Here is a 20,897-nt window from a genome sequence, read left to right as displayed (position 1 = left end):
ACGGAGGCGAGGCCCGCAAGCGGCGCGCGCCAGACCTTAGTGTTTCCTGTCATGATTCAGGAACCTTTCTTCTAGGGTTGACGTATACGCGTAGCTCGCATTCGTAGCGGGTCCGGACGCCTTCGCTGACATGGTTCTTGGATGTGAAGCCACATGTCAGCGACAGCCTGGAACGATCTGCGCGCCTCGCCCTCGACGGTGTACCAGTAGCACTGCCATCGTTTGCCCTTGCCATCCATCCACAGTAGGAAATAGGCAGGGCGTCAATCCGACGTAGCGCAAGATTGACGCCCTAACCTATATATCTAAGACACAAGTGACTATTAGGGGACGTTGTCACTTCCTTCCCCGTACGACCCTGCCCAACAGTTTCAGCGCTTCACGCCGTCTGGAACCAATCGGCATGATCGGATCGACGATTTTGCGGATCGGATTGCGGCTTCCGATGGCGCGCTCATGTTGCGGCTTTTGCGTAACAATGGCTGGCATCGTCTTCTCCGCCACCTTCTTCACCAACCGCTCGTAGAACGGCGTCTGCCTCGCGTACCGCCAGTACACGCTCGCGAAATCGCACTCCGGGTCGGTCCACGGCTTGATGAATCCGGCGTAGTGGATGATCTTCGGCTTTTCGCGCGACTTCAGGTACGCGTCGTACATGTCGCTCGGCGCGCAGCTGAAGATGCGGCCCACACGGTCCTCGAGGTTGTGCACCACGTTCCACTCCCACGGCAGGTAGAGGACCTTGCCCTCGCAGTGCATGTTGAGCACGTCCTGGTCGTTGTAGATCAGGTCCGGGTTCGAGGCGTAGCCGAGCCACTGGCGGATCGTGTAGTGCGCGCGCATCGCCTTGGTGTTGAGCACCAGCACGCCCGCCTGGAAGTACCGGTACGGGTCCTTCATGCGCAGCGTGGACTTCGAGTACTTCATGCGGATGCCGTCGGGCATGTTGAGGTTGCCGAGATAGTCGATGTCGTGCACGGCGGCCAGCAGGTTGTCGCCCAGTTCCGTGTCGTACAGTTCGGCGATGTCGCCGTTGATCACGATGTCCGAATCGAGGTACAGCACCTTGTCGTAGAACGGCAACAGCTTCTGGATGAGGAACCGGTAGTACGTTTCCACGCTGATATGCGCATTCGAGGTCGTCAGGTCGTATCCGGCGACCTCACGATCCACATTCTTGAACCGCAGTGACATGTTCGGGAACCGCGACGTGAAGAACTGGCGCAGCCGCTCCTGACGATCCCACTCGATGTTGCGCTGCAGCACGACCACGTCGTAGTAGCGGTCCTTCGAGGCGTTCGTCATCGCGGAGAACATCGTCGTCGCCAGCTGGGAGACGTAGTTGTTGTCCGCGGCGAACACCACCGGCACAGGCTGGGGGAGTCCGGCGGTCGGCGTCCACAGGGGCTTCAACGGCTCGGACGGCTCCGGGTTCGTGAAGTGCACGCACTGCAGCTCGCGGGTCTTCAGCTTCGCCCCGACGCGCTGCTGATGCATCAGGTAGATGTTGAGCAGTCGCTCCGACAAGTGCCCCGGCGTGCGCCTGGCCTCGCGACTGTAGTGCGTCATATCGGTCTCGCGCTCGAACTCGGCGAGGATCGGGAACAGCCACTCGCAGTAGTCGAAGAACACCTGCTTCCTCATGATGAACATGTTGCAGAAGCACGACTTGTGCCCGTTCAGGAACGCGACCGCGTCATCATGGTACTCGGGGTGCATGCGGCACAGGATCTGGTAGCAGCGGCGCAGGTCCTCGTCGATCAGGGACGGAGCCGCCGTCCACAGGGCCTTCGGCGTGCCATGGTTGTCGAGGGTCTTCCTGAGGTCCTGCCAACGGGTGGTGATCACGTCGTAGCCCTTGACCGCGCGGGCGATAGTCCTGTCGTCGAGACCGTACTCCTTGATGGCCTGCGCGTCGATGTAGTCGTCCATCACCTCGCCGTAGGGGTTCTCCTCGTGCTCGGTGTCGGAGAAGTCGAAGTAGCGGCGGTAGTGGCAGAAGCCGTAGTATTCCGCGTCCACGTTCTTCCACGCCCAGTACTGCGTAGTCAGTTCGCAATACTCGGAATTCTTGGCTGAGATGTTCTCGCACTGATCATCGTGAAGCATGCCCGGGAAGCGGTATGGCTTATCGACAGCGCCCACTTGTATCGGCTGCAGGGACGACGCATGCGGGTATTCCGCGTTCTTATGGGTCGAGACGAAGATGCGGATGGGAGACTCTTCCCGTTTGCGCATGTCCTCCTTGTCTTGTTGCAGCGCCTGAAGCTGTTTCTCGGCGGTGGCCTTCATCGAGGAGTAGCGCTGTGTCGCTGCTTCGGACGGGTTCAACGTGTCCAACAGCGATTGGCACCGTTCGACCTCGTGGATGGCCTGTTGCTTTCGATCTGAATCGTCATACAGGTATTGGCGGGCGCGGTAGGCGTCATCATTGATGAAACGGTACAGCTCGCCCGCGATGTCGATGGCATTCCATGCGCGGGAAATAAGGCCGAAGGCAGTCTCCTTATCGTCCGACGCGATATTGTCCTTCCACTCGTTCATCGTGTGACTGATGAGACGGGTGCGTAATCTTTCGAGAGCAACACGTTGCGCGGGTGAATTACCGTGGGTCTTGACATAACGTTCCACCAGCGCCACAGCGTTGGCATCTTGGGAGCTGATGTCATCAAGTACATCGGGAGTGAGCTCACTGCCCAATGTCACTCCTCGGCCGAGGTTATAGATGTACCAAGGAGAATCCGGAAGCGCTCGGTATGAAACCGCACAGGAGGCGATTGCGAAATACAAATAGGCATCATCCGGTCTGGTGAGTCGAACTTCCTCGATGTCCCGAAGTGCATCCCGGACCAGATCACCTCGATATAACTTGTGATGAACGTTCCAATCGTACCCGTTATCGGAGAAGACTGTCTCCAGAATTGCGGAGCCATACAGTTTCCGGGGTCGTGGCGTCATGTATTCCGTCATACCGGCCGAGGCGTCCGAAGCCATATCGTTGGAAGCGTTGACCTTCACCCCGAAATGGAGAATATCAACGGGGTCCTGTTGCGTGGCGATCATCATGCGTTCACATGCGTCTGGTACCAGTTCGTCGTCTTGATCCATGAAGGTGACGTACTGGCCGGTCGTATGCAGCGCGCCGGTTTTCCTCGCGACAAGGGTGCCTTTGTTCTCGTCCTGCTCCACAAGTATGACTCGACGATCCCTTTCCCTGTGCCGCAATACGACTTCGCGGGTATTGTCGGGGCTTTTGTCATCCACGACGATGATCTCGATGTCGGGAAACGTCTGTTTCTCCAGTTTCGTGAGGCAGACATCGAGGTATTCAGCTTTGTTATAGGCCGGAATAACAATGGACAGAGTTGGCATAGGACCTCGCTTGGTTGTCGATATGATGTCCAGTCTAACGTGTGGCGTACTGGATGCTTCATCAATTCGCGGTTTCATTGGAAGGTACTGATTCTCATTCTCAGCAGATTCCAAGAATTCACCCAAATATTCCCAAGGTGCCCCATAGGTGTCGTCCAGCCGACGAACACGATTCCTAGCGTTGGCCTCGTACTACATCAAGAGGTACGAAAGGACCAATCATGGGGAAGCACAATGGTCTGAAGGCGGCCATCGCCGCCTTCGCCGCGGTGGCCACGCTCGCGGGTGTCGCGGGCACGGCGACCGCCGCGGAAGGTAAGGATGTCGCGGCTCTGTCCGTCCACGGCGGCGCGCAGCGCATCGCCGCGATCGGCTCCAAGACCGCGAAGAACGTGATCCTGTTCATCGGCGACGGCATGGGTGATTCCGAGATCACCGTCGCCCGCAACTACCTGCACGGCCTCAACGGCAAGTTCGAGGGCATCGACCGCCTCGGCCAGCCCACGCAGGGCGTGGAGACCGGCGTCGGCCAGTACACCACCTTCTCGCTGGGCGGCAGCTCCAACGACAGCCTGATGGCCAAGAAGTCCGACGGCTCGCTCGCCGGTTCCAAGACCGCGGGCGTCCTGACCCCGGTCACCGACTCCTCCGCGTCCGGCTCCGGTTGGGCCACCGGCACCAAGACCTACAACAACGCCGTCGACATCGACGTCAAGGGCAACCCGCAGCTCAACCTTATCGAGCTCGCCAAGGCCGCCGGCAAGGCCACGGGCAACGTGACCACCTCCGAGATCCAGGACGCCACCCCGGCCGTCCTCGAATCCCACTCCTCCGAGCGTGCCTGCTACGGCCCGCAGGGCAAGTGGGACGGCACCGACACCAACAAGGACGGCAAGGTCGACGCCTCCGACGGCGCCGCGGAAGCCGCCAAGCGCTGCCTTGCCGACCAGCTCAAGGCCAACGGCGGCATCGGCTCCATCTCCGAGCAGCTGCTCGACACCCGCGCTGATGTGACCATCGGTGGCGGCGCCAAGTACTTCAACCAGCTCGGCCTCGACGGCAAGACCCTGTGGGATCAGGCCGCGGCCCGTGGCTTCCAGACCGTCAAGTCCGGTGACGTGAACGGCTTCAAGAACCTCTCCTCCGCCGACCAGACCAAGCCGGTCCTCGCCCTGCTCGGTGACGGCAACCTGCCGACCGAGTTCAACCCGTCCGTCGCCACCAAGCAGGATCCGAAGAAGGACGAGAACCCGACCGTCTGCACCGTCAACCAGAAGTGGCTCGGCAACCAGGGCGCGTCCCTCGCCGATTTCACCAGCAAGTCGATCGACCTGCTGTCGAAGAACCCGAGCGGCCAGAGGAACGGCTACTTCCTGCAGGTCGAGGGCGCCTCGATCGACAAGCAGGACCACAACGCCAACGCCTGCGGCCAGATCGGTGAGACCGACGACCTCGACAAAGCCATCTCCGCGGCCCTCGCAAAGGTCGACCTGAGCAACACGCTCGTCATCGTCACCGCCGACCACGCCCACACCTCGCAGATCGTCGAATCCCAGCCGATCTACGCCCTCAGCACCGTGCTCAAGAACCGTGACGGCTCCAAGACCGTCATCTCCTACGGCACCTCCTCCAGCGACCTGTACGGCAACGGCAGCGACACCAGCGCCGACGTCGAAGGCAAGGCCGATCCGAGCAAGGCCCAGGGCAACATGAGCCACACCGGCACCCAGCTGCGCATCGCCGCCTCCGGCCCGAACGCCTCCCGCGTCGACGGCCTGACCGACCAGACCGACAACTTCTACACCATCGGCAACGCGCTCGGCCTCGCCACCAGCGTCGACGCCCAGAAGAAGCTGTCCGATGACGCTCAGGTGAGCGTCGAAGGCAAGGACGGCGCCTACACCGCCAAGGCCACCGGCTTCAACGGTGACGCGGTCCTCGCCTACCAGCTGGCCGACGCCAGCGGCAAGATCGTCGACCAGTCCGCCTCCAGCACCCCGCTCTCCGGCGTGCGCGTCCAGACCGCCGGCACCACCGAGATCGCGCTGAAGAACGCGCAAGAAGGCTACAAGCTCACCGTCACCGGCCGCCAGTCCGGCAAGACCGTGACCGTGACCCTCGGCAAGGGCGGCCAGACGACTCCGGATGAGCCGTCTACCCCGGATCAGCCGGCTGATGGGAAGGTTCCGGTGTATCGTCTGACCAAGGGCAGCCAGCGTCTGCTTTCTGCCGATGAGAATGAGTACAAGGTGCTTCAGACTCGTGGCTGGACCGGTGAAGGGGTTGTATTCGCCGGTGTTCCGGTTGAAACCAAGGATGCAACCAAGGTGTACCGCCTGAACAAGGCTGGCGTGTTCCTGTACACGTCTGATGAGAATGAGTACCAGGTGCTTCAGACTCGTGGTTGGACCGGTGAAGGCGTGGCCTTTGCCACTCCGGCTGATGGCACTCTGCTTGTCTATCGTTTGAACAAGGACGGCAACTTCTTGTACACGTCTGATGAGAATGAGTACCAGGTGCTTCAGACTCGTGGTTGGACCGGTGAAGGCGTGGCATTCAAGGCCTACAATCCTGCCAAGTGACGTAGCCTGAACTGTTGCCGGAACAATCCGGAATATAAAAGGGTGGGGCCGAGAACATCTCGGCCCCACCCTTAATCATCTTGTCGATTGGCTCATAAACATTAGAGCGATACAGAAAGCTGATCAGAATCGTAGGCATGGAACGCGATGCCTTCATCGCGCCAGCCATATGCGATTAGGCTTTGCTTTTCTGTGTCGTTGCTTACTAGCGTATGGCGGTTCGTACGCGCATCATACAAACGATGCACGGAGATTCCTCCGGCAGCAATGGTACGGAATGTCGTTTCCTTTACCCACCCTTGACTCTCCAATATATTAACTTCATCAGTATTGGCGGTGTAAATATAGTCATTAGTGTTCGTATTGTGCACGCGACTGACGATCATTGTAGCTGTCTGAACAGCATCGTCATCCGCCTTATTCACGGAAGAATTAGTTGCGGGAGCATCGCTCCCGTTTGAGACAGCCGAATCTGAACCCGGGAGTACCCGGAATACCGCATCCTCTTTAAGCCATCCCGTCCAATCCTGCTCAAGGATGGTCGTTTCATTAGCCTGCGCAGAGAATAAATACGTATGCTGCGACGGCTGGTAGAAACGATATACTGGAACTGTCTCAGTCTCATCGTTGTTCCCATGCTGTGAGTGGGGGAACATTTTCGATAGGAAATCGAGATAATGTTGTTGGGCTGTGACATTCTTACAGAACACGTCGGTAAGACCATGTGGCCCATATTCCGGATACCAAGTAGACACATTTTTTGCGCCAACCCTATCAAGAGCCTGCTCCATCATCACCGTCTGCTGATATGACACGGTGCTATCGTTCTGCCCGTGAACCAGCAACATTGGAGCTGCCTTAGCGCTTGCATAAGTCAGGGGGCTTGCTGCTTTAGCCTGTGCTTCGGTGTATTGCCTCATTTCTTCCACGCCGAATAGCAGGTTCTTCGCGTGTATGGCGGAAGAGACGTCATCGCCCGGAAGTTTACCCCAGTCATCGACATCAGAGATGCCGAAGCCACTGATAACCGCCTGAACATCGCTGGAGATGCCTGACATATTGCCGTCCTGTGTGTTGTCGAATTGACGGCTTCCATTGGTTACACCCAACATCATCGCCAGATGAGCGCCAGCGGATTCTCCGAATACGGCAATACGATCCGGATCAGTGCCGTACTCGGCAGCATGTCCACGTAGGAAACGTATGGCGGACTTGCAATCGTTGATTTGTGCAGGCCATGGAGATTCCACGGCGAGTCGGTAGTTGATGGATGCAACAACATAGCCGCTTTGCAGTAGGGTCTTTACCAACGGCATGCGTTCGGAGATGAATGACTTATCGCCATGGATCCAAGCGCCACCATGAATGAAGACGACGGCAGGACGAGCTTTACCGGTCGATATCTCCGTGCCTGTCGCATTGTAGATATCCAGTTTCTGAGTTTGTTCCGCATTCCACGGAGCCATATAGGGAACATCCATGTTCGTCATGATGTCACTGTCGGCTACCGTGGTGCCGGTCGATGGAGCTGTCGTGCCCGCGGCGTCGGGATTGGACTCCTGAGAAGACTCAGTGACAGCAACACCTTCCGGCACCACAGAAGTGGCTAGTGCCTGCGCCGGCATCATCGCCGCAGCAGACATCGCCACTGCGGCCAATGCTGCACATACAGTATGAATCATTCGAGAGGATGTGCGTCCACTCATATAGCTCACCTACAGTCTCAGCTCTCGACAAATACTTGAGCCACTATAGTCGGTGGACGTACATCCCTGCTCACTCGCTCACATGCTTAAGCCTGAAGTTTCTGACGAACGGCGATCTCGGGATCCAGACATTCGTATGCCAACGAATCCTTGTTGATTAAGGCAAAGTTGTCCACTCCTCGCGAATCGCGAATGGAGAAGTTACATGAGTTGCCCTCATTTGTATACGCGATCATCTTCGCCCCGGACGGATCTCCCGTTTCATTTTCATGGAGCGAAGCGATGATACGGAACTCGCCGTTATTGAACAGGCCTGTCGGCAGGTGGAATCGTACCGTATGGTGTCCATTGGCTTTTACATCAAAGCTGTCACCATAACTGACGCCTCCCCGACGAACGTCGTTCAGTGAAATCGCCATATATATCGGAAGATTACCTTTGTAATCGTATTCAACCTGGAAGGTAAACCCTTCGGTCAAGTCGCACACGGGGCTTCCAACGGGCCTCACGTTGAGGATCGGCACCAAATCGCTCAAACCAGTGGGGTACTGGCCGTCCTCCTGCTTGCCCGATCCAGCGGCCTTCCCCTCGCGTTTCAGATTCTCTAGCGTGTACCTGTCCGCCACGTCGTTCTTGTTGCCGCTCACGATGATCTCGCCGTCCTTGATGAGGATGGCCTTGTTGCAGTACTTCTTGACCGCGTCCATCGAGTGGGTGACCAGGATGACGGTCTTGGTGGGGTCCTTGCGGATCTCGGCGAAGAAGTTGTCGCACTTGCGCTGGAACGCCTCGTCGCCCACGGCGAGCACCTCGTCGAGGACCAGGATATCGCCCTGCGCCTTGATCGCCACGGAGAACGCGAGTCGCACCTGCATGCCGGACGAGTAGTTCTTGAGCTTCTGATCCATGAAGTCGCCGAGCTCCGCGAAGTCGACGATGTCGTCGTACATCGCGTCGATCTCCTCGCGGCTGAAGCCGAGGAGCGCGCCGTTGAGGTACACGTTCTCGCGGCCGGTCAGCTCCGGGTTGAAGCCGACGCCGAGCTCGATGAACGGCACGAGCTTGCCCTTGACCGTCACACGGCCCTTCTCGGGCATGTAGATCTGGGAGATGATCTTGAGCAGTGTGGACTTGCCGGAGCCGTTGCGTCCGACGATGCCGAAGAAGTCGCCCTGATGCACCTCGAAGTTGATGTCGCGCAGCACCTGCTGCTCGGTGTAGCCCTTGATGCCGCGCGTCCAGTTGAGGAACGCCATCTTCAATCCCGTGGCCTGCTCGGTGGGCAGGCGGAACGACTTGGCGACGTGCTCGACCTTGAGCACGACCGGACGGTCGTCGTTCGTCTTCTCGACCGTCTTCTCAACTTCGGTCACGTCGGCCACGCTCTCGTCACCCCTCACTTCCGCGGTCTCCTTCTGTTCGGTCACGTCGGTCACAGCATCACCCATCATCACAGCACCTCCGCAAACTTCGCGCTGTACTTGCGGAACACGTGGATGCCGGCCCACAGCACGATCACGGACAGGGCGTACGGCAGCAGGCACAGCCACGGGTTGTCGATCATCGACCAGATCGTCGGCACGTACTCCGGCGAGAGCAGGTTGTGGCGGATGTCCATGATCGTCTGCGTGGTCGGCGAGAGCATGAGCAGGTCAGCCGCCCAGCTGAACTCCGGGTTCTTCTGGACCATCGAGATCGGGTAGATGATAGGCGTCGCGTAGAACATCGCCTGCAACAGGACCTCCCAGATGTGGCCGATGTCGCGGAAGTACACGTACAGCGACCCGAGCAGCAGCGCCACACCGAGCGAGATCGCGTACAGCTGGAGGATGCTCGGGATCACCAGGATCACACGCCAGGTGTAGTGGGCGTGCGCGAACGTGCCGAACAGGATCACGACGCACAGGTTGATCGCCAGCGAGATCATCGAACCCATCGTCGTCGACGCGACGATGATGTAGTTCGGGAAGTGGATCTTGCGCAACAGGTCGCCTCGGTCGACGATCGCGCGCATGCCCATGCTCGTCGACTCGGAGAAGAACTGCCACAGGCAGGTGCCGCACAGCAGGGAGATCGGGAACGTGGGCGTGCCGTCGGAGAACTTGAGGAACTTGACGAACACCACGTACATGACGGCGAACAGCATCAGCGGCTGCAGCACCGACCACAGCACGCCGAGGAAGGAGCCCTGATAACGAAGCTTGAAGTTGGTCTTCACCAGCTCCTTGAACACGATCAGCGCGTAGCGGTAGCGCTCCTGGAGGCTCTTGACTAGGTTCTTCACAAACGTCCTATCCTAACTCATGCGTATCCCATGCGAAACTTTCGGGGACGGATCCGCCGCCGGCCGCTCGGCACTCCCATATATTCTAAAGTGTTAGTCGTATTTGTCGAAGCAAGACGGAGTACTACACATGGCTTTTACAGCGCAGTCGTCCAAGCCGCAACCGGCCCGCACCCAGCCCCGCATCAAGCTGTTCGTGTCGGCGCACAAGCCGGCTGCCGTGCCGGACGGCGCGAGCATCGTGCCGATCCAGGTGGGCGCCGCCAACGCGCCGAGGCTGTTCGAGGACATGCTGCACGACGATGACGGCGAGAACATCTCCGAGAAGAACCCGATGTACTGCGAGCTCACGGCCCAGTACTGGGCGTGGAAGAACGCCGACGCCGACTACTACGGCTTCTGCCACTACCGCCGCTACTTCGACTTCACCGACCTCGACCACAAGCAGAACGACTACGGCGAGATCATCGACACGTACATCGACGATCTCGCGGTCGCCGAGTACGGGCTGGACGACTACAGCATCGCCCGCGCGGTGAACGGCTGGGACGTGATCACCTCCCCGGTCAACGACGTGCGCGCGTTCGGCGGATTCGGCAACCTCAAGGAGCACTGGGACGGCGACGACCACCTGCGCCTCAAGGATCTGCGCCACATGTACGACATCCTGTGCGAGCGTCATCCGGACTACCGCGAGGACGCGGACGCGGTGCTGGACGGTCACAAGGCGTGCTTCTGCAACATGTTCATCATGCGCAAGGCGATCTTCCAGGACTACTGCGCGTGGCTGTTCCCGCTGCTGGACGAGTTCGTCGCGGGGTGGGACCATTCGCTCGCGGACGTGCAGACGCTGCGCACGCCGGGGCATCTGGCGGAGCGGTTGCTCAATATCTATATTGCGCATCATCAGCGGGTTTCCGGGGTTGCGGGCGGCTGGAAGATCAAGCAACTGCAGTGCGTGCACTTCACGCACCCCGAACCGGTCGGGTCGCTGGAACCCTTGGATCGCAATCCGCGCGACGTCGTGCCGGTGATCTTCGCGGCGGACGACAACTACGTGCCGATGCTCACCACCACGATCTACTCGATGTTGAGGAACGCGAATCCGGAGCGTTTCTACGACGTGATCGTGCTGGAACGCGACATCTCCGAGCAGAACAAGCAGAACATCACGCAGTTCCTGTCGTCGTTCGCGAACGCGGAGATCCGTTTCTTCGACGTGAGCCGGTCGATCGCCGGGTACGAGCTGACCACGAACAACGCGCACATCAGCGTGGAGACCTACTACCGGTTCATCATCCAGGACGCGCTGCCGTTCTATTCGAAGATCCTGTACCTCGATTCCGATCTCGTCGTCAACGGCGACATCGCGGAACTGTACGATACGCCGCTCGGCGACTGCGCGATCGGCGCGGTGCGCGACCTCGACTTCCTCGGCAACCTCAACATGAAGGACGGCAGGCGCCGCGAGTACGCGGACTTCCAGCTGGGCATGAAGCAGCCGTACGACTACTTCCAGGCGGGCGTGCTGGTGATGAACCTCGACCGCATGCGCGACATCCACACGGTGCCCGAATGGCTGGAGATCGCGTCGCGTCCCGGGTTCATTTACAACGACCAGGACATCCTTAACATGGAGTGCGAAGGCGACGTGACGTACCTGCCGTACGACTGGAACGTCATGCACGACTGCGCGGGGCGCGTGCACGGGGTGTTCGACTTCGCGCCGGCGCCGGTGTACCGGGCGTATCTGGAGTCCCGCAAGCACCCGAAGATCGTGCACTACGCGGGCTTCGACAAGCCGTGGAAGAACCCGTGGTGCGATTTCGGCCCGCTGTACTGGAGCTACGCGCGCCAGACCCCGTTCTCGTTGCAGACGATGGCGGTGCTCGCCGACGTGCCGCGCCCGAAGCCGACCGTGCACCACGAGCGCGCGATCGCCGAGGACAGCCCGATCCGGAAGTATGCGGACGTGATCGCGCCGAGTGGTTCGAAGCAGCGGGAGCTGCTGAAAGTGGTGGCACGGAAGCTGCAGGGGAAGCGGTGAACCCTGCCGTTCTTAATAAAACGGAGTTAAGAAATTGGTTTGCGGAAATACCGTGATAATTGCATGTGAGGGGCAGGGATGCGGAAAATCGTCATATTGGGCGGAAATGGCTTTCTTGGAAGAAGACTGGCTGAACGTTTTAGCCAAGATTCTGACAATTCTGTAATAGTATACGATCACAAATTACCTGTATATAACCGGCGACTTTCTAATGTCGAATATGTATCAGGAGAATTCGTTGCCGGCTATGACTTTGGATCTTTGGTAAGAAATGCTTATCTTGTCGTTCATCTGATCAGTACCTCTGTACCTGGAACGGAAAAAGGTCCACTGGATGAAATACATGCCAATGTCATTCCCTCTGTGGAACTCTTTGATGCCTGTGTTTCTGAAAATGTGGATAGGCTGGTATTCCTTTCAAGCGGAGGCACGATCTATGGCGGTTCGGCGTATCGTGCCAACCGCGAGACCGATCCCCCCTGTCCATACAACACCTATGGTCTGCAAAAGGTAATGATCGAGCAGACCTTACAACTTACTTCACATTGCAGCTCCATGCAGTACCAGATCATTCGTCTTTCCAACCCTTATGGTCCCGGGCAGAACCCTCATGGACCGTTGGGGTTAATCACGAAACTGGTCTATCAGGCAACCAATCATGATACTATCCATATTTTCGGCGATGGGTCCGTCGTGCGCGACTTCATTTATATTGATGATGCTATTCAGGGGATTATCGATATCATTGAACGTGGTGAGAGAAACTCTATATATAATCTTGGACGTGGAACCGGCGTGTCTGTTTCCGACGTCATTGCGACGATAGGGGCGGTACTTCCGGAATCGCTTGATATAGTGTATGAACCGGCACGGAAGGTCGATGCCCCATATTCAGTCTTGGATATCTCGAAATATCGAATGATATCCACCATTGATGAATTTATTTCTTTGGCAGAAGGCGTCAAGCGGACCCATGACTTCTTCATCACTCACTCTGAATAGCATCACCGTTGACGTGTGAACGTCACTTAGCCTCTGGCTTAAGCCATTGGTAGTATGCATGTGGTCCATCAAATAGAAAGGTGTTCCTGTGGAGCAGTCATCGACAGCTAGCAGGCAGTATGTCCACGATATTTCCGCGGTTATCCCCGTATATGGGGGAGAGAAGACCCTCGAGAAGGTGGTCACAGAGCTGGCGGATTTCCATACCGTACGCCGATCTCCCCAAGGGCACCTGTACCGATTGAGTGAGATCCTGCCCGTGTTCGATCATGGTCGTGATCGTTCCGATGTCGTCATCCGTGAGCTTGAGCAGCGGTTCCCATTTGTTCATGGAGTATGGTTGAGCCGCAATTACGGCCAGCATCCCGCAACACTTGCCGGAATCTCACAGAGCACGGGAGACTGGGTGGTGACCATGGACGAGGACGGACAACACGATCCCCATGCCATTGGGGACATGCTGGATGTTGCCATGAATGAGCAGGCGGATGTCATCTATGCGAAGCCGACCAACGCGGCGCCTCATTCCTTGTTCCGCAATATCACCTCGTGGGGTGCCAAGTTTGTGGCGAAGCATCTTCTCGGATCGAACGATGCGCCAAAGTATCAGAGCTTCCGTCTCATTCTTGGTGATGTGGCACGTGCTTTGGCCGTGCATGCCGGCAACGGTACGTATCTTGACGTTGCTCTGGGATGGGTCGGCAACCGCATTGCGACTTGCCCCGTTGCGTTGCGTTCCGAAGGCGATCACCAGTCGTCGTACAATCTCGTCCGCCTTCTTGGACATTTCTGGCGTATGGTGGTCACTGGAGGCACTCGTCCGCTGCGTTTCGTCAGCGCCATAGGCGGTCTGACCTCATTCGCCGGTATCATATGGGCCATTGTGCTATTTTTCATGCAGCTGTTCAGACACGCAATCAAGGTACCGGGATGGACCTCATTGATGATCGTGTTCTTGGTATTCAGTGGCTTGATTCTGCTGTCCATTGGCATCGTGGCTGAATATATCGGCATCAGCGTACGTTCTTCGATGGGTATGCCGCTGTATCTCATTGCCGGAGATCCCCAGCAGGGGCCACTGGGAGAGCGCAGGCAAGAGAATTCAGACAGCAACGATCAAACAGCTGGCGAGTAATATGCCGCGAACGCAATTACCGCAATGCAACCGCTAATGCCGATTAAGATACCACAGAGGAGATACTGATCGGCCACTCGTTTGAGCATAGATTCGATCGTATACGTCCATCCTTGCACTACAAGATAGGCGAAAGATAAAATCATTGGTAAAATGTATCGTCCTTGCGCCTGATAATCGGTAGCGTAACTGTACTGCAAAGCCAAAGCGACGACAATCGCGATATTGATCAACATCGCAACATCGAAAAGGATACGTTTGCCGTACGTTTTGGTTTTGTTGGTTTTGATTTTAGTTGCCGTCCCGATGATGTATCCTGCTGTGCCGACGATGAACGCAATACCGTACAGCATATATACGATACGTGGCAGGAATACAGACAGTGGGCCGAAAACACCGATAAAACTACGATACGTAGATAGCAGCCAAGTGTTCCCTTCTCCCAGATAATGAGTCGTGGTCAGCATCTCCCAGAGACTCATTCCGAGATGCTTGGGTGTAGGTCTGGTGGACGGGCTGAACCCTTCGGCACCGTATTGCTCGCTCATGCGGGAGACGGTCGACAATCCAAGGAAATCACCGTGGTTGATGATCGCCGCCCGGATGAAGAACGGCATGGTCAACACCAGCACGATCCCCGCGATAAGCAATGTCGTACGCAGGAATCTCTTTTCGCTCAACATGGAGCCAATTGAGCCTTGGGCACGATGCCAAGAAATGAAATAGACGAACAGGCTCAGTAGGATCCAAGAATAGGCATTGTAATACGAAAGCGCGATGATTGATATACCCAAAGCAAGTATGATCGCGCTACGCATGCTCCATGTATCTCTCATTCCGGAAAGCCACGCATACAGAATAAGCGATGAGCCACACAGCGCAACAATATCATTGTTGAAATAGAGCGAGCAAAAGATTATCTGCGGAAGGAAAATGACCAAGGATGCGAAGAGATAGCTGAAAGGTTTTTTAAACAGCATAAAAGAAATCTGAATCACAAAGTATGCAAATACCGTGCCGGACACTATGCTCACCAAACGTGCTGAAAACACGATCCAGTCAGGATTTGATGTCACCAAGCCAGTCAGTTTCATCAGGGAACCGCCCAATACCGTACTCAGCATCAGTGGATAACTCGCGTAGGAGAATCCCCACGGACTCATACGCACGCTCTCTTCATATCCCGTTGGCAGCGCACCGTGCTCATAGAAATACCACGGCAACGCTATACGCCCTTTTTCATCCGGGAAGAAATCGTTCGCGAGCGGCACTTTCAATGACAACACACATAAAGCAACGAAATACACCACAAGGAACACGGCCAGCAGCCACCGTTGCGATATGGCACCGCGCTCTTCGCTGTCATCACAAGATCGCAGAACTGTGTTGTTATTCATTCCCCTCACCAAATTCAAGACTGTTTGAGAGACTGTGCCGAGCCGTCAAGTCCATAGGTAATTTCAATGCGGCACCAGCGCATAATCCCATCCGGGTGGCTTTACCTCGAGTAACCGCCCATCTACCGTATAGCAGCTAGGGATCTTCTCCCGCTGAGAAAGACCTTTTCCTCCGCGACCTGCTGCAGGTGCTTGCCGTAGTTGGACTTACCGTAGGCGTGGGCCGCCTCGATCAGCGCGTCCTTGCTGATCCAGTCGTGCTCGTAGGCGATCTCCTCAGGCACGGAAATGGGCAGGCTCTGCGAGCGTTCGACAGACCGCACGAATTCGGCCGCCTCGTACAGCGATTCCATCGTGCCGGTGTCCAGCCAGGCGTACCCGCGGCCGAGCGTGGTGACGCGCAGGGTGCCATCCTCCAGATACATACGGTTGAGGTCGGTGATCTCCAGCTCGCCGCGCGCGGACGGACGCACCTGCTTGGCGAAGTCGACGACACGGTTGTCGTAGAAGTACAGTCCGGTGACCGCGTAGTTCGACTTCGGTTCGGCCGGCTTCTCCTCGATGGAGATGGCGCGCCCATCGCGGTCGAACTCGATGACGCCGAAGCGTTCCGGATCGTCCACGTAGTAGCCGAACACGCTGGATTCGCCCTGCTCGGCGAATCGCACGGCTTCCTTGAGTTGCTTGGACAGGCCGTTGCCGTAGAAGATGTTGTCGCCGAGCACAAGCGCGCACGCATCGCCGGCGATGAATTCCTCACCCAGCAGGAACGCCTGCGCGAGGCCGTCCGGCGAGGGCTGGACCTTGTAGCTCAGGCTTAGACCGAAACGGGAGCCATCGCCAAGCAGGCGCTCGAAGTTCGGCAGATCGTGCGGTGTGGAGATGATGAGGATGTCGCGGATGCCGGCCAGCATCAGCGTGGACAGCGGGTAGTAGATCATCGGCTTGTCGTAGACGGGGAGCAGCTGCTTGGAGGTCACCGAGGTGAGCGGATACAGCCTTGTACCGGAGCCTCCGGCCAGAATGATGCCTTTCAATAGCTTTCCTTTCTGCACTGGTTTGATGCACGGCATCTACCGCAAAACTACGGTAATCATAAGCCAAACCTATGGCATGACATTGTCTCTCCTAAGAGGAAGATACTCAAGGCGAAGTACTCGCTTAACGTGGCCAACGCCGAGAGTACCGCGATGAGCCAGGTACAGGCCTCCTGTCCGGCGCAGACCGTGCCCGCCGAGTCGGACACCGCGATTCCAGAGGTTTCCAAGCCGACTCCCGCACTGGCGGCCGGTAACGTCCTGCTGTTCGTTGTGATATGTCGTGAACTTGAGGGCTCGTCGCGGCCTGCGTGCTCCTATCCTTGGACCTTATGGGGATGGTCCCCATTGCTGTGCCTAATTCCGTCAAGGATAGGAAAATGAGAAGAGCATCCAAGTTTGCCGCGATCATCGGATCAGCGGCGATGATCACCACCATGGGTCTGACCGCCATGCCTGCCAACGCGGACGCGTGGGCCACATGCAACGTCGGCGTGGAGACGATCTCCGTATGCTTCCCGGACGATGTGCTCGCGCATGACGTTGCCAAAGCGGCCGGGGTATCGGCCGACGCTGTGTTCACACCCCAGATGGCCGGGTCGATCACCAGTCTGGTCACCGGTAGCATATTAGACGGCCGAGTCACGTCGTTCCTCGGCATCCACAACCTACGCGCCCTCACCTCGCTGACCGTCGGCTCCACGTCCGTGTCCAATTTGGATGACCTCGTTGGTGCTCCCCTGCAGTCGCTGCGCATCGACGAGGCGCCGAACCTGACGGATATCGACGCGGTGCGCGACATTGACACACTGAAATCACTGTCTCTGTCGAAGACCCCGTTGACGTCGACCGCGGCGATCCATGACATGCCCAATCTGGAGAAAATCGACTTTTACCAGACGCCGTTGCGCGACGTGCCCGCCTACCACGGTCTGCCGCGCCTGTGGAGCTTCAACCTGTCGTGGGCGGACACCACGGTCGATGTGAACGTACCGAAGGGCGGTACGTTCAGCGTGGACGTACCCACGTTCCTCGGAGGTCGCCGGGCGCGCGTGCTTGGCCCGATCTACGGTGGTGGCACATGGGATGAGAAGACCAACAAGGTCACATGGACCCAAGGATTGGAGGGCGACGAGTTCGGTTACGCGTTCTCCTTCCATCTGGATGATGTGAAGCCCGCACAAGGCGTGATCAGCGGCCAAATCAAGGTCAAAGTTCACGTCACCAACAACGGCGGCAACAACGGTGGTACGACCACGCCCGAGAACGGCGTGCCTGTGTACCGCCTGTCCGGCCATGGCGTCCACCATTACACGACTTCCGCGGAGGAACGTGACGCGTTGACCCACAGCGGCCAGTGGACGAACGAGGGCGTCGCCTTCTACCAGCCAGCTTCGGGCAAGCCTGTATACCGCGCCTACTATCAGCCTACCGGTAAGCACCTGTGGACCTCCGACATCCGCGAATACGGCGTGCTGACCAACAGGGGCTGGGACGGCGAAGGCGTCGCCTGGTACACCGACGATACCGGCACCAAGCCCGTCTACCGTTTGTACGACACGCGCAACGGTGAACACATGTTTACCAGTGACAAACGCGAATACGACGCACTCAGCCGCCCCGGTAGCGGCTGGAACGGCGAGGGCGTCGCCTGGTACTCCCTCTGACATCAACAAAACGGGTGGCCCCGGTGATCTGCAGATCACCGGGGCCACCTCCGTATAGATGCCCATATTCTTGAATTCCTCTTCCACAACACGTTTCGAAGCACCGATTTGACCGTTCTCAAAAACGCTCCTGCCCCTGTCCGACAATTCCGCGGTCAACAGGCACCGTGTCCCTAGAAGAAAGGTTCCTGAATCATGACAGGAAACACTAAGGTCTGGCGCGCGCCGCTCGCGGGCCTCGCCTCCGTGGCCATGCTGGCCACGATGGGCGTGGCGGCCGGCACGGCCGTGGCGGCTCCGACGTCGCCGAAGATCACGTTCAGTTCCGGTGCGAACTGGAAGTTCGCGTCGGATGACGACAAGGACAAGACCGGTGAGGACCCCGCCGTTCTAGGCGAGGGCGCCGGTGTGTCCGGCAGTCCGGCGGCCGATCTCGAGATCCCTGACGGGTATGTGTTCACCGGCTGGTACACGTCCGAGAACATCGGCGAGGGCGTGAAGGTCGACCCGAGCGCCGTTTTGAAGGCCGATGTAACGGTCTTCCCGCACATCGTGTCGGCGAGCACGGCGTACAAGGTCAAGTATGTGGGCAACGGCTCCGGCGTGATGGGCCTGACCGCCGGCATGGTCGCCGATGGGACCGACGGGGATGGCAGCAACTACACCACGTATCTGGCCTCCGACGGGTCGAAGTCGGACGCTTTGGCTGACTGGCAGGTTCCGGTTGATAACGGAACCGTGAACGGCAAGTATCTGGGAGCGTTCACGACCGGCAACAGCACCGAGATCTCCCTGACCGGTGACGCCGCCAAGAACGCGCAGAAGCTGAGCGATGTGTCCAACGCCACCAAGGGCACGACGAACATCACGTATACCGTCAAGGACGTGCCCGCCTACAGGGTCACGTTCCACAACACCGCCAAGAACGACGACGGCACGGACTACACCGATGGGGCTATCGCCTTCGAGATCGTGAAGGCCGACGGCGACAGCGTCAAGACGGACGTGGACATCGAGGTTCCCGGTTCCGCCGCGTTCAGCGAGTTCGCGAAAACCCCGACGTGGAAGGCCATCACCTCGGACAGCCAGTACACCGCGTCCACGTGGTACCGGTTCGACCCGGTGAACAAGAAGGTCGCCGACTTCGACCCGTCCAAGGCCGTGACCGCTGACACCGACGTGTACGTGAAGCGCACGGACGCCGCCAAGAACCACACCATCCGCTTCGATTACAACGTCGCCTCGGAACCCGTGCTGACCTATTCCAACGCCTGGGCCACGGACGCCCTCGTCGCCGATGGCGCGCAGATCGGCGGCAAGCTGCCGACCCCGACCGTGATCTACGACGGCGGCAGGACCGCCGAACAGACGGGTCTGCAGTATGAGTTCTCCGGGTGGAACACGAAGGCCGACGGCAGCGGCACGGCGGTGACCTCCGCGAGCACGTTCGCGGCCGACACGACCGTGTACGCGCAGTGGAAGGTCGTCAAGGTGCTGGTCAAGTTCGCTCCGAACTATGGCGACAAGCAGGTCGTGAGCACCTGGTTCTCGGCCGGTGACAGGTTCACGGTCCCGTCCACAGGCGCGTTCGCCCGCGAGGGCTACACCGCCGACTGGGCCGCCGCTCCGGTCAACGCGCTGCTGTCCATCGATCAGGACAACAACGAGCTGACATACGAGAAGACCACCGGCGAGAACAAGACCGTGACGTCCATCGCGCCGCTGAGCCAGTTCAAGCCGGTCTGGTCGAAGAACGACCTGACCACCCTCACGGCTCTCGAGGACAAGGTCGCCGTCACCGACGCCGCCCTGAAGGACGACAAGTTCAAGGTCAACAACGCCGAAGGCAACTACCTGAACGGCAAGACCCAGTCCAAGCTCGAGGGCTACACCGCGCAGTACACCGAGGCGTCGTTCGACCAGTACGTGGCCGACTTCCAGACGTACCTCCAGCACAAGTCCGAGGTCAAGGACTACACCGACAAGGAGTACGCGTCCCTGATCAGCGAGCTGCAGGACGCGCAGAAGAAGCTGGTGCAGGTCGGCGAGACCGACGTCGTCCGTCTGGTCAAGGACGGCCGGCACGTGTACTCCACCGACGAGAACGAGCAGAAGATCCTGAGGAACTCGGGATGGACCGTCGAGGGCGTCGCGTTCAGGGCGTCCCGGTTCCAGGCCCCGTACTCCACGGCCGTGACCCGCCTGTACAACCCGGCCAACGGCAACCACCTGCTGTCCACCGACTCCAACGAGGTCAAGGTCCTCAAGACCGCCGGCTGGAGCGTCGACGGCACCGCGTTCTACGCGCCGCAGGGCGCCACGACCGCCGTGAACCGTTTCCACGCCACCACGGCGAACGCCGAGCACCTGTACACCGGCGACATCAACGAGTACAACACCAACCTCGCCCGCGGATACCAGGGCGACGGCATCGTGTTCTACGCCATCCGCTGACATCATGCGTCGGGCGGCCTGCGACCCCCCGACGCATGACGGAACATGAGAACGGGGCGGGCCCCGCGACCGGAGAACGCATCCGGTCGTGGGGCCCGCCCCGTTTCGTCGTGCCGGCGGCACTGTCGCGGCGGCGGGAACCCGCAGCCACGGCCCCGCACCACGACAAAGACAACGAGGAGGGGGTGTCCCCCGCGGGAACCGATTCCCGCGG

Annotated in this window: 12 protein-coding genes and 1 pseudogene; 6 read left to right on the top strand and 7 right to left on the bottom strand. The window is 58.5% G+C overall.

The window, feature by feature from the left end:
* Positions 1-336: 336 nt before the first annotated feature.
* Positions 337-2,544: a DUF4422 domain-containing protein gene (locus CSQ85_RS12550; RefSeq protein ID WP_449495020.1), complete on the bottom strand. Its 2,208-nt coding sequence runs from the start codon at positions 2,542-2,544 to the stop codon at positions 337-339.
* A 519-nt stretch (positions 2,545-3,063) separates the two neighbouring features.
* Positions 3,064-3,372, bottom strand: a pseudogene (locus tag CSQ85_RS13700) (glycosyltransferase family 2 protein); the annotation flags it as partial.
* Between the two features lie 221 nt (positions 3,373-3,593).
* Between CSQ85_RS13700 and phoA the strand changes: the two are divergent.
* Entirely contained in the window at positions 3,594-5,954 is a 2,361-nt protein-coding gene (gene phoA / locus CSQ85_RS12545; protein WP_150384295.1) for an alkaline phosphatase, read from the top strand.
* Between the two features lie 101 nt (positions 5,955-6,055).
* Here the strand turns inward: phoA and CSQ85_RS12540 are convergent, their stop codons facing one another.
* From CSQ85_RS12540 to CSQ85_RS12530, 3 genes are all read right to left on the bottom strand, one after another.
* Positions 6,056-7,660, bottom strand: coding sequence for an alpha/beta hydrolase fold domain-containing protein (locus CSQ85_RS12540; protein WP_150384294.1), 1,605 nt, complete (start codon positions 7,658-7,660; stop codon positions 6,056-6,058).
* 86 nt (positions 7,661-7,746) lie between these two features.
* On the bottom strand, positions 7,747-9,033 hold the full coding sequence (locus CSQ85_RS12535) for an ABC transporter ATP-binding protein (RefSeq protein WP_395956972.1): 1,287 nt from the start codon (positions 9,031-9,033) through the stop codon (positions 7,747-7,749).
* A 77-nt stretch (positions 9,034-9,110) separates the two neighbouring features.
* Positions 9,111-9,944: an ABC transporter permease gene (locus CSQ85_RS12530; protein WP_107041876.1), complete on the bottom strand. Its 834-nt coding sequence runs from the start codon at positions 9,942-9,944 to the stop codon at positions 9,111-9,113.
* Between the two features lie 130 nt (positions 9,945-10,074).
* On the opposite strand from CSQ85_RS12530, the gene CSQ85_RS12525 reads away from it, so the two are divergent.
* From CSQ85_RS12525 to CSQ85_RS12515, 3 genes are all read left to right on the top strand, one after another.
* Complete coding sequence (locus CSQ85_RS12525) at positions 10,075-11,991, top strand: DUF4422 domain-containing protein (RefSeq protein ID WP_150384293.1); 1,917 nt, start codon at positions 10,075-10,077, stop codon at positions 11,989-11,991.
* 78 nt (positions 11,992-12,069) lie between these two features.
* Entirely contained in the window at positions 12,070-12,993 is a 924-nt protein-coding gene (locus CSQ85_RS12520) for an NAD-dependent epimerase/dehydratase family protein (RefSeq protein ID WP_150384292.1), read from the top strand.
* 88 nt (positions 12,994-13,081) lie between these two features.
* The gene (locus CSQ85_RS12515) at positions 13,082-14,128 is read left to right on the top strand and encodes a glycosyltransferase (protein WP_223846981.1); all 1,047 of its coding nucleotides are present in this window, start codon (positions 13,082-13,084) and stop codon (positions 14,126-14,128) included.
* On the opposite strand, the gene CSQ85_RS12510 is transcribed toward CSQ85_RS12515, so the two are convergent.
* Both CSQ85_RS12510 and rfbA read right to left on the bottom strand, forming a co-directional pair.
* Entirely contained in the window at positions 14,110-15,525 is a 1,416-nt protein-coding gene (locus tag CSQ85_RS12510) for a glycosyltransferase family protein (protein WP_150384291.1), read from the bottom strand. The genes CSQ85_RS12515 and CSQ85_RS12510 overlap by 19 nt on opposite strands.
* A 122-nt stretch (positions 15,526-15,647) precedes the next feature.
* A complete protein-coding gene (gene rfbA / locus CSQ85_RS12505; protein ID WP_150384290.1) occupies positions 15,648-16,562 on the bottom strand; it encodes a glucose-1-phosphate thymidylyltransferase RfbA in 915 nt (304 codons plus the stop codon).
* Positions 16,563-16,942: 380 nt separating this feature from the next.
* Here rfbA and CSQ85_RS12495 point away from each other — a divergent pair, with 380 nt between their 5' ends.
* On the top strand, positions 16,943-18,229 hold the full coding sequence (locus CSQ85_RS12495; RefSeq protein ID WP_150384289.1) for a leucine-rich repeat domain-containing protein: 1,287 nt from the start codon (positions 16,943-16,945) through the stop codon (positions 18,227-18,229).
* Between the two features lie 195 nt (positions 18,230-18,424).
* Positions 18,425-20,683, top strand: a complete 2,259-nt coding sequence (locus tag CSQ85_RS12490) for an InlB B-repeat-containing protein (protein ID WP_150384288.1) — start codon at positions 18,425-18,427, stop codon at positions 20,681-20,683.
* Positions 20,684-20,897 lie beyond the last annotated feature (214 nt).

Origin of the sequence: Bifidobacterium rousetti (assembly GCF_008698235.1) — a bacterium.
GTDB lineage: Bacteria > Actinomycetota > Actinomycetes > Actinomycetales > Bifidobacteriaceae > Bifidobacterium > Bifidobacterium rousetti.
Note: the sequence above shows the minus strand (reverse complement) of the source record. Positions and strands in the feature narration are given on the sequence as shown.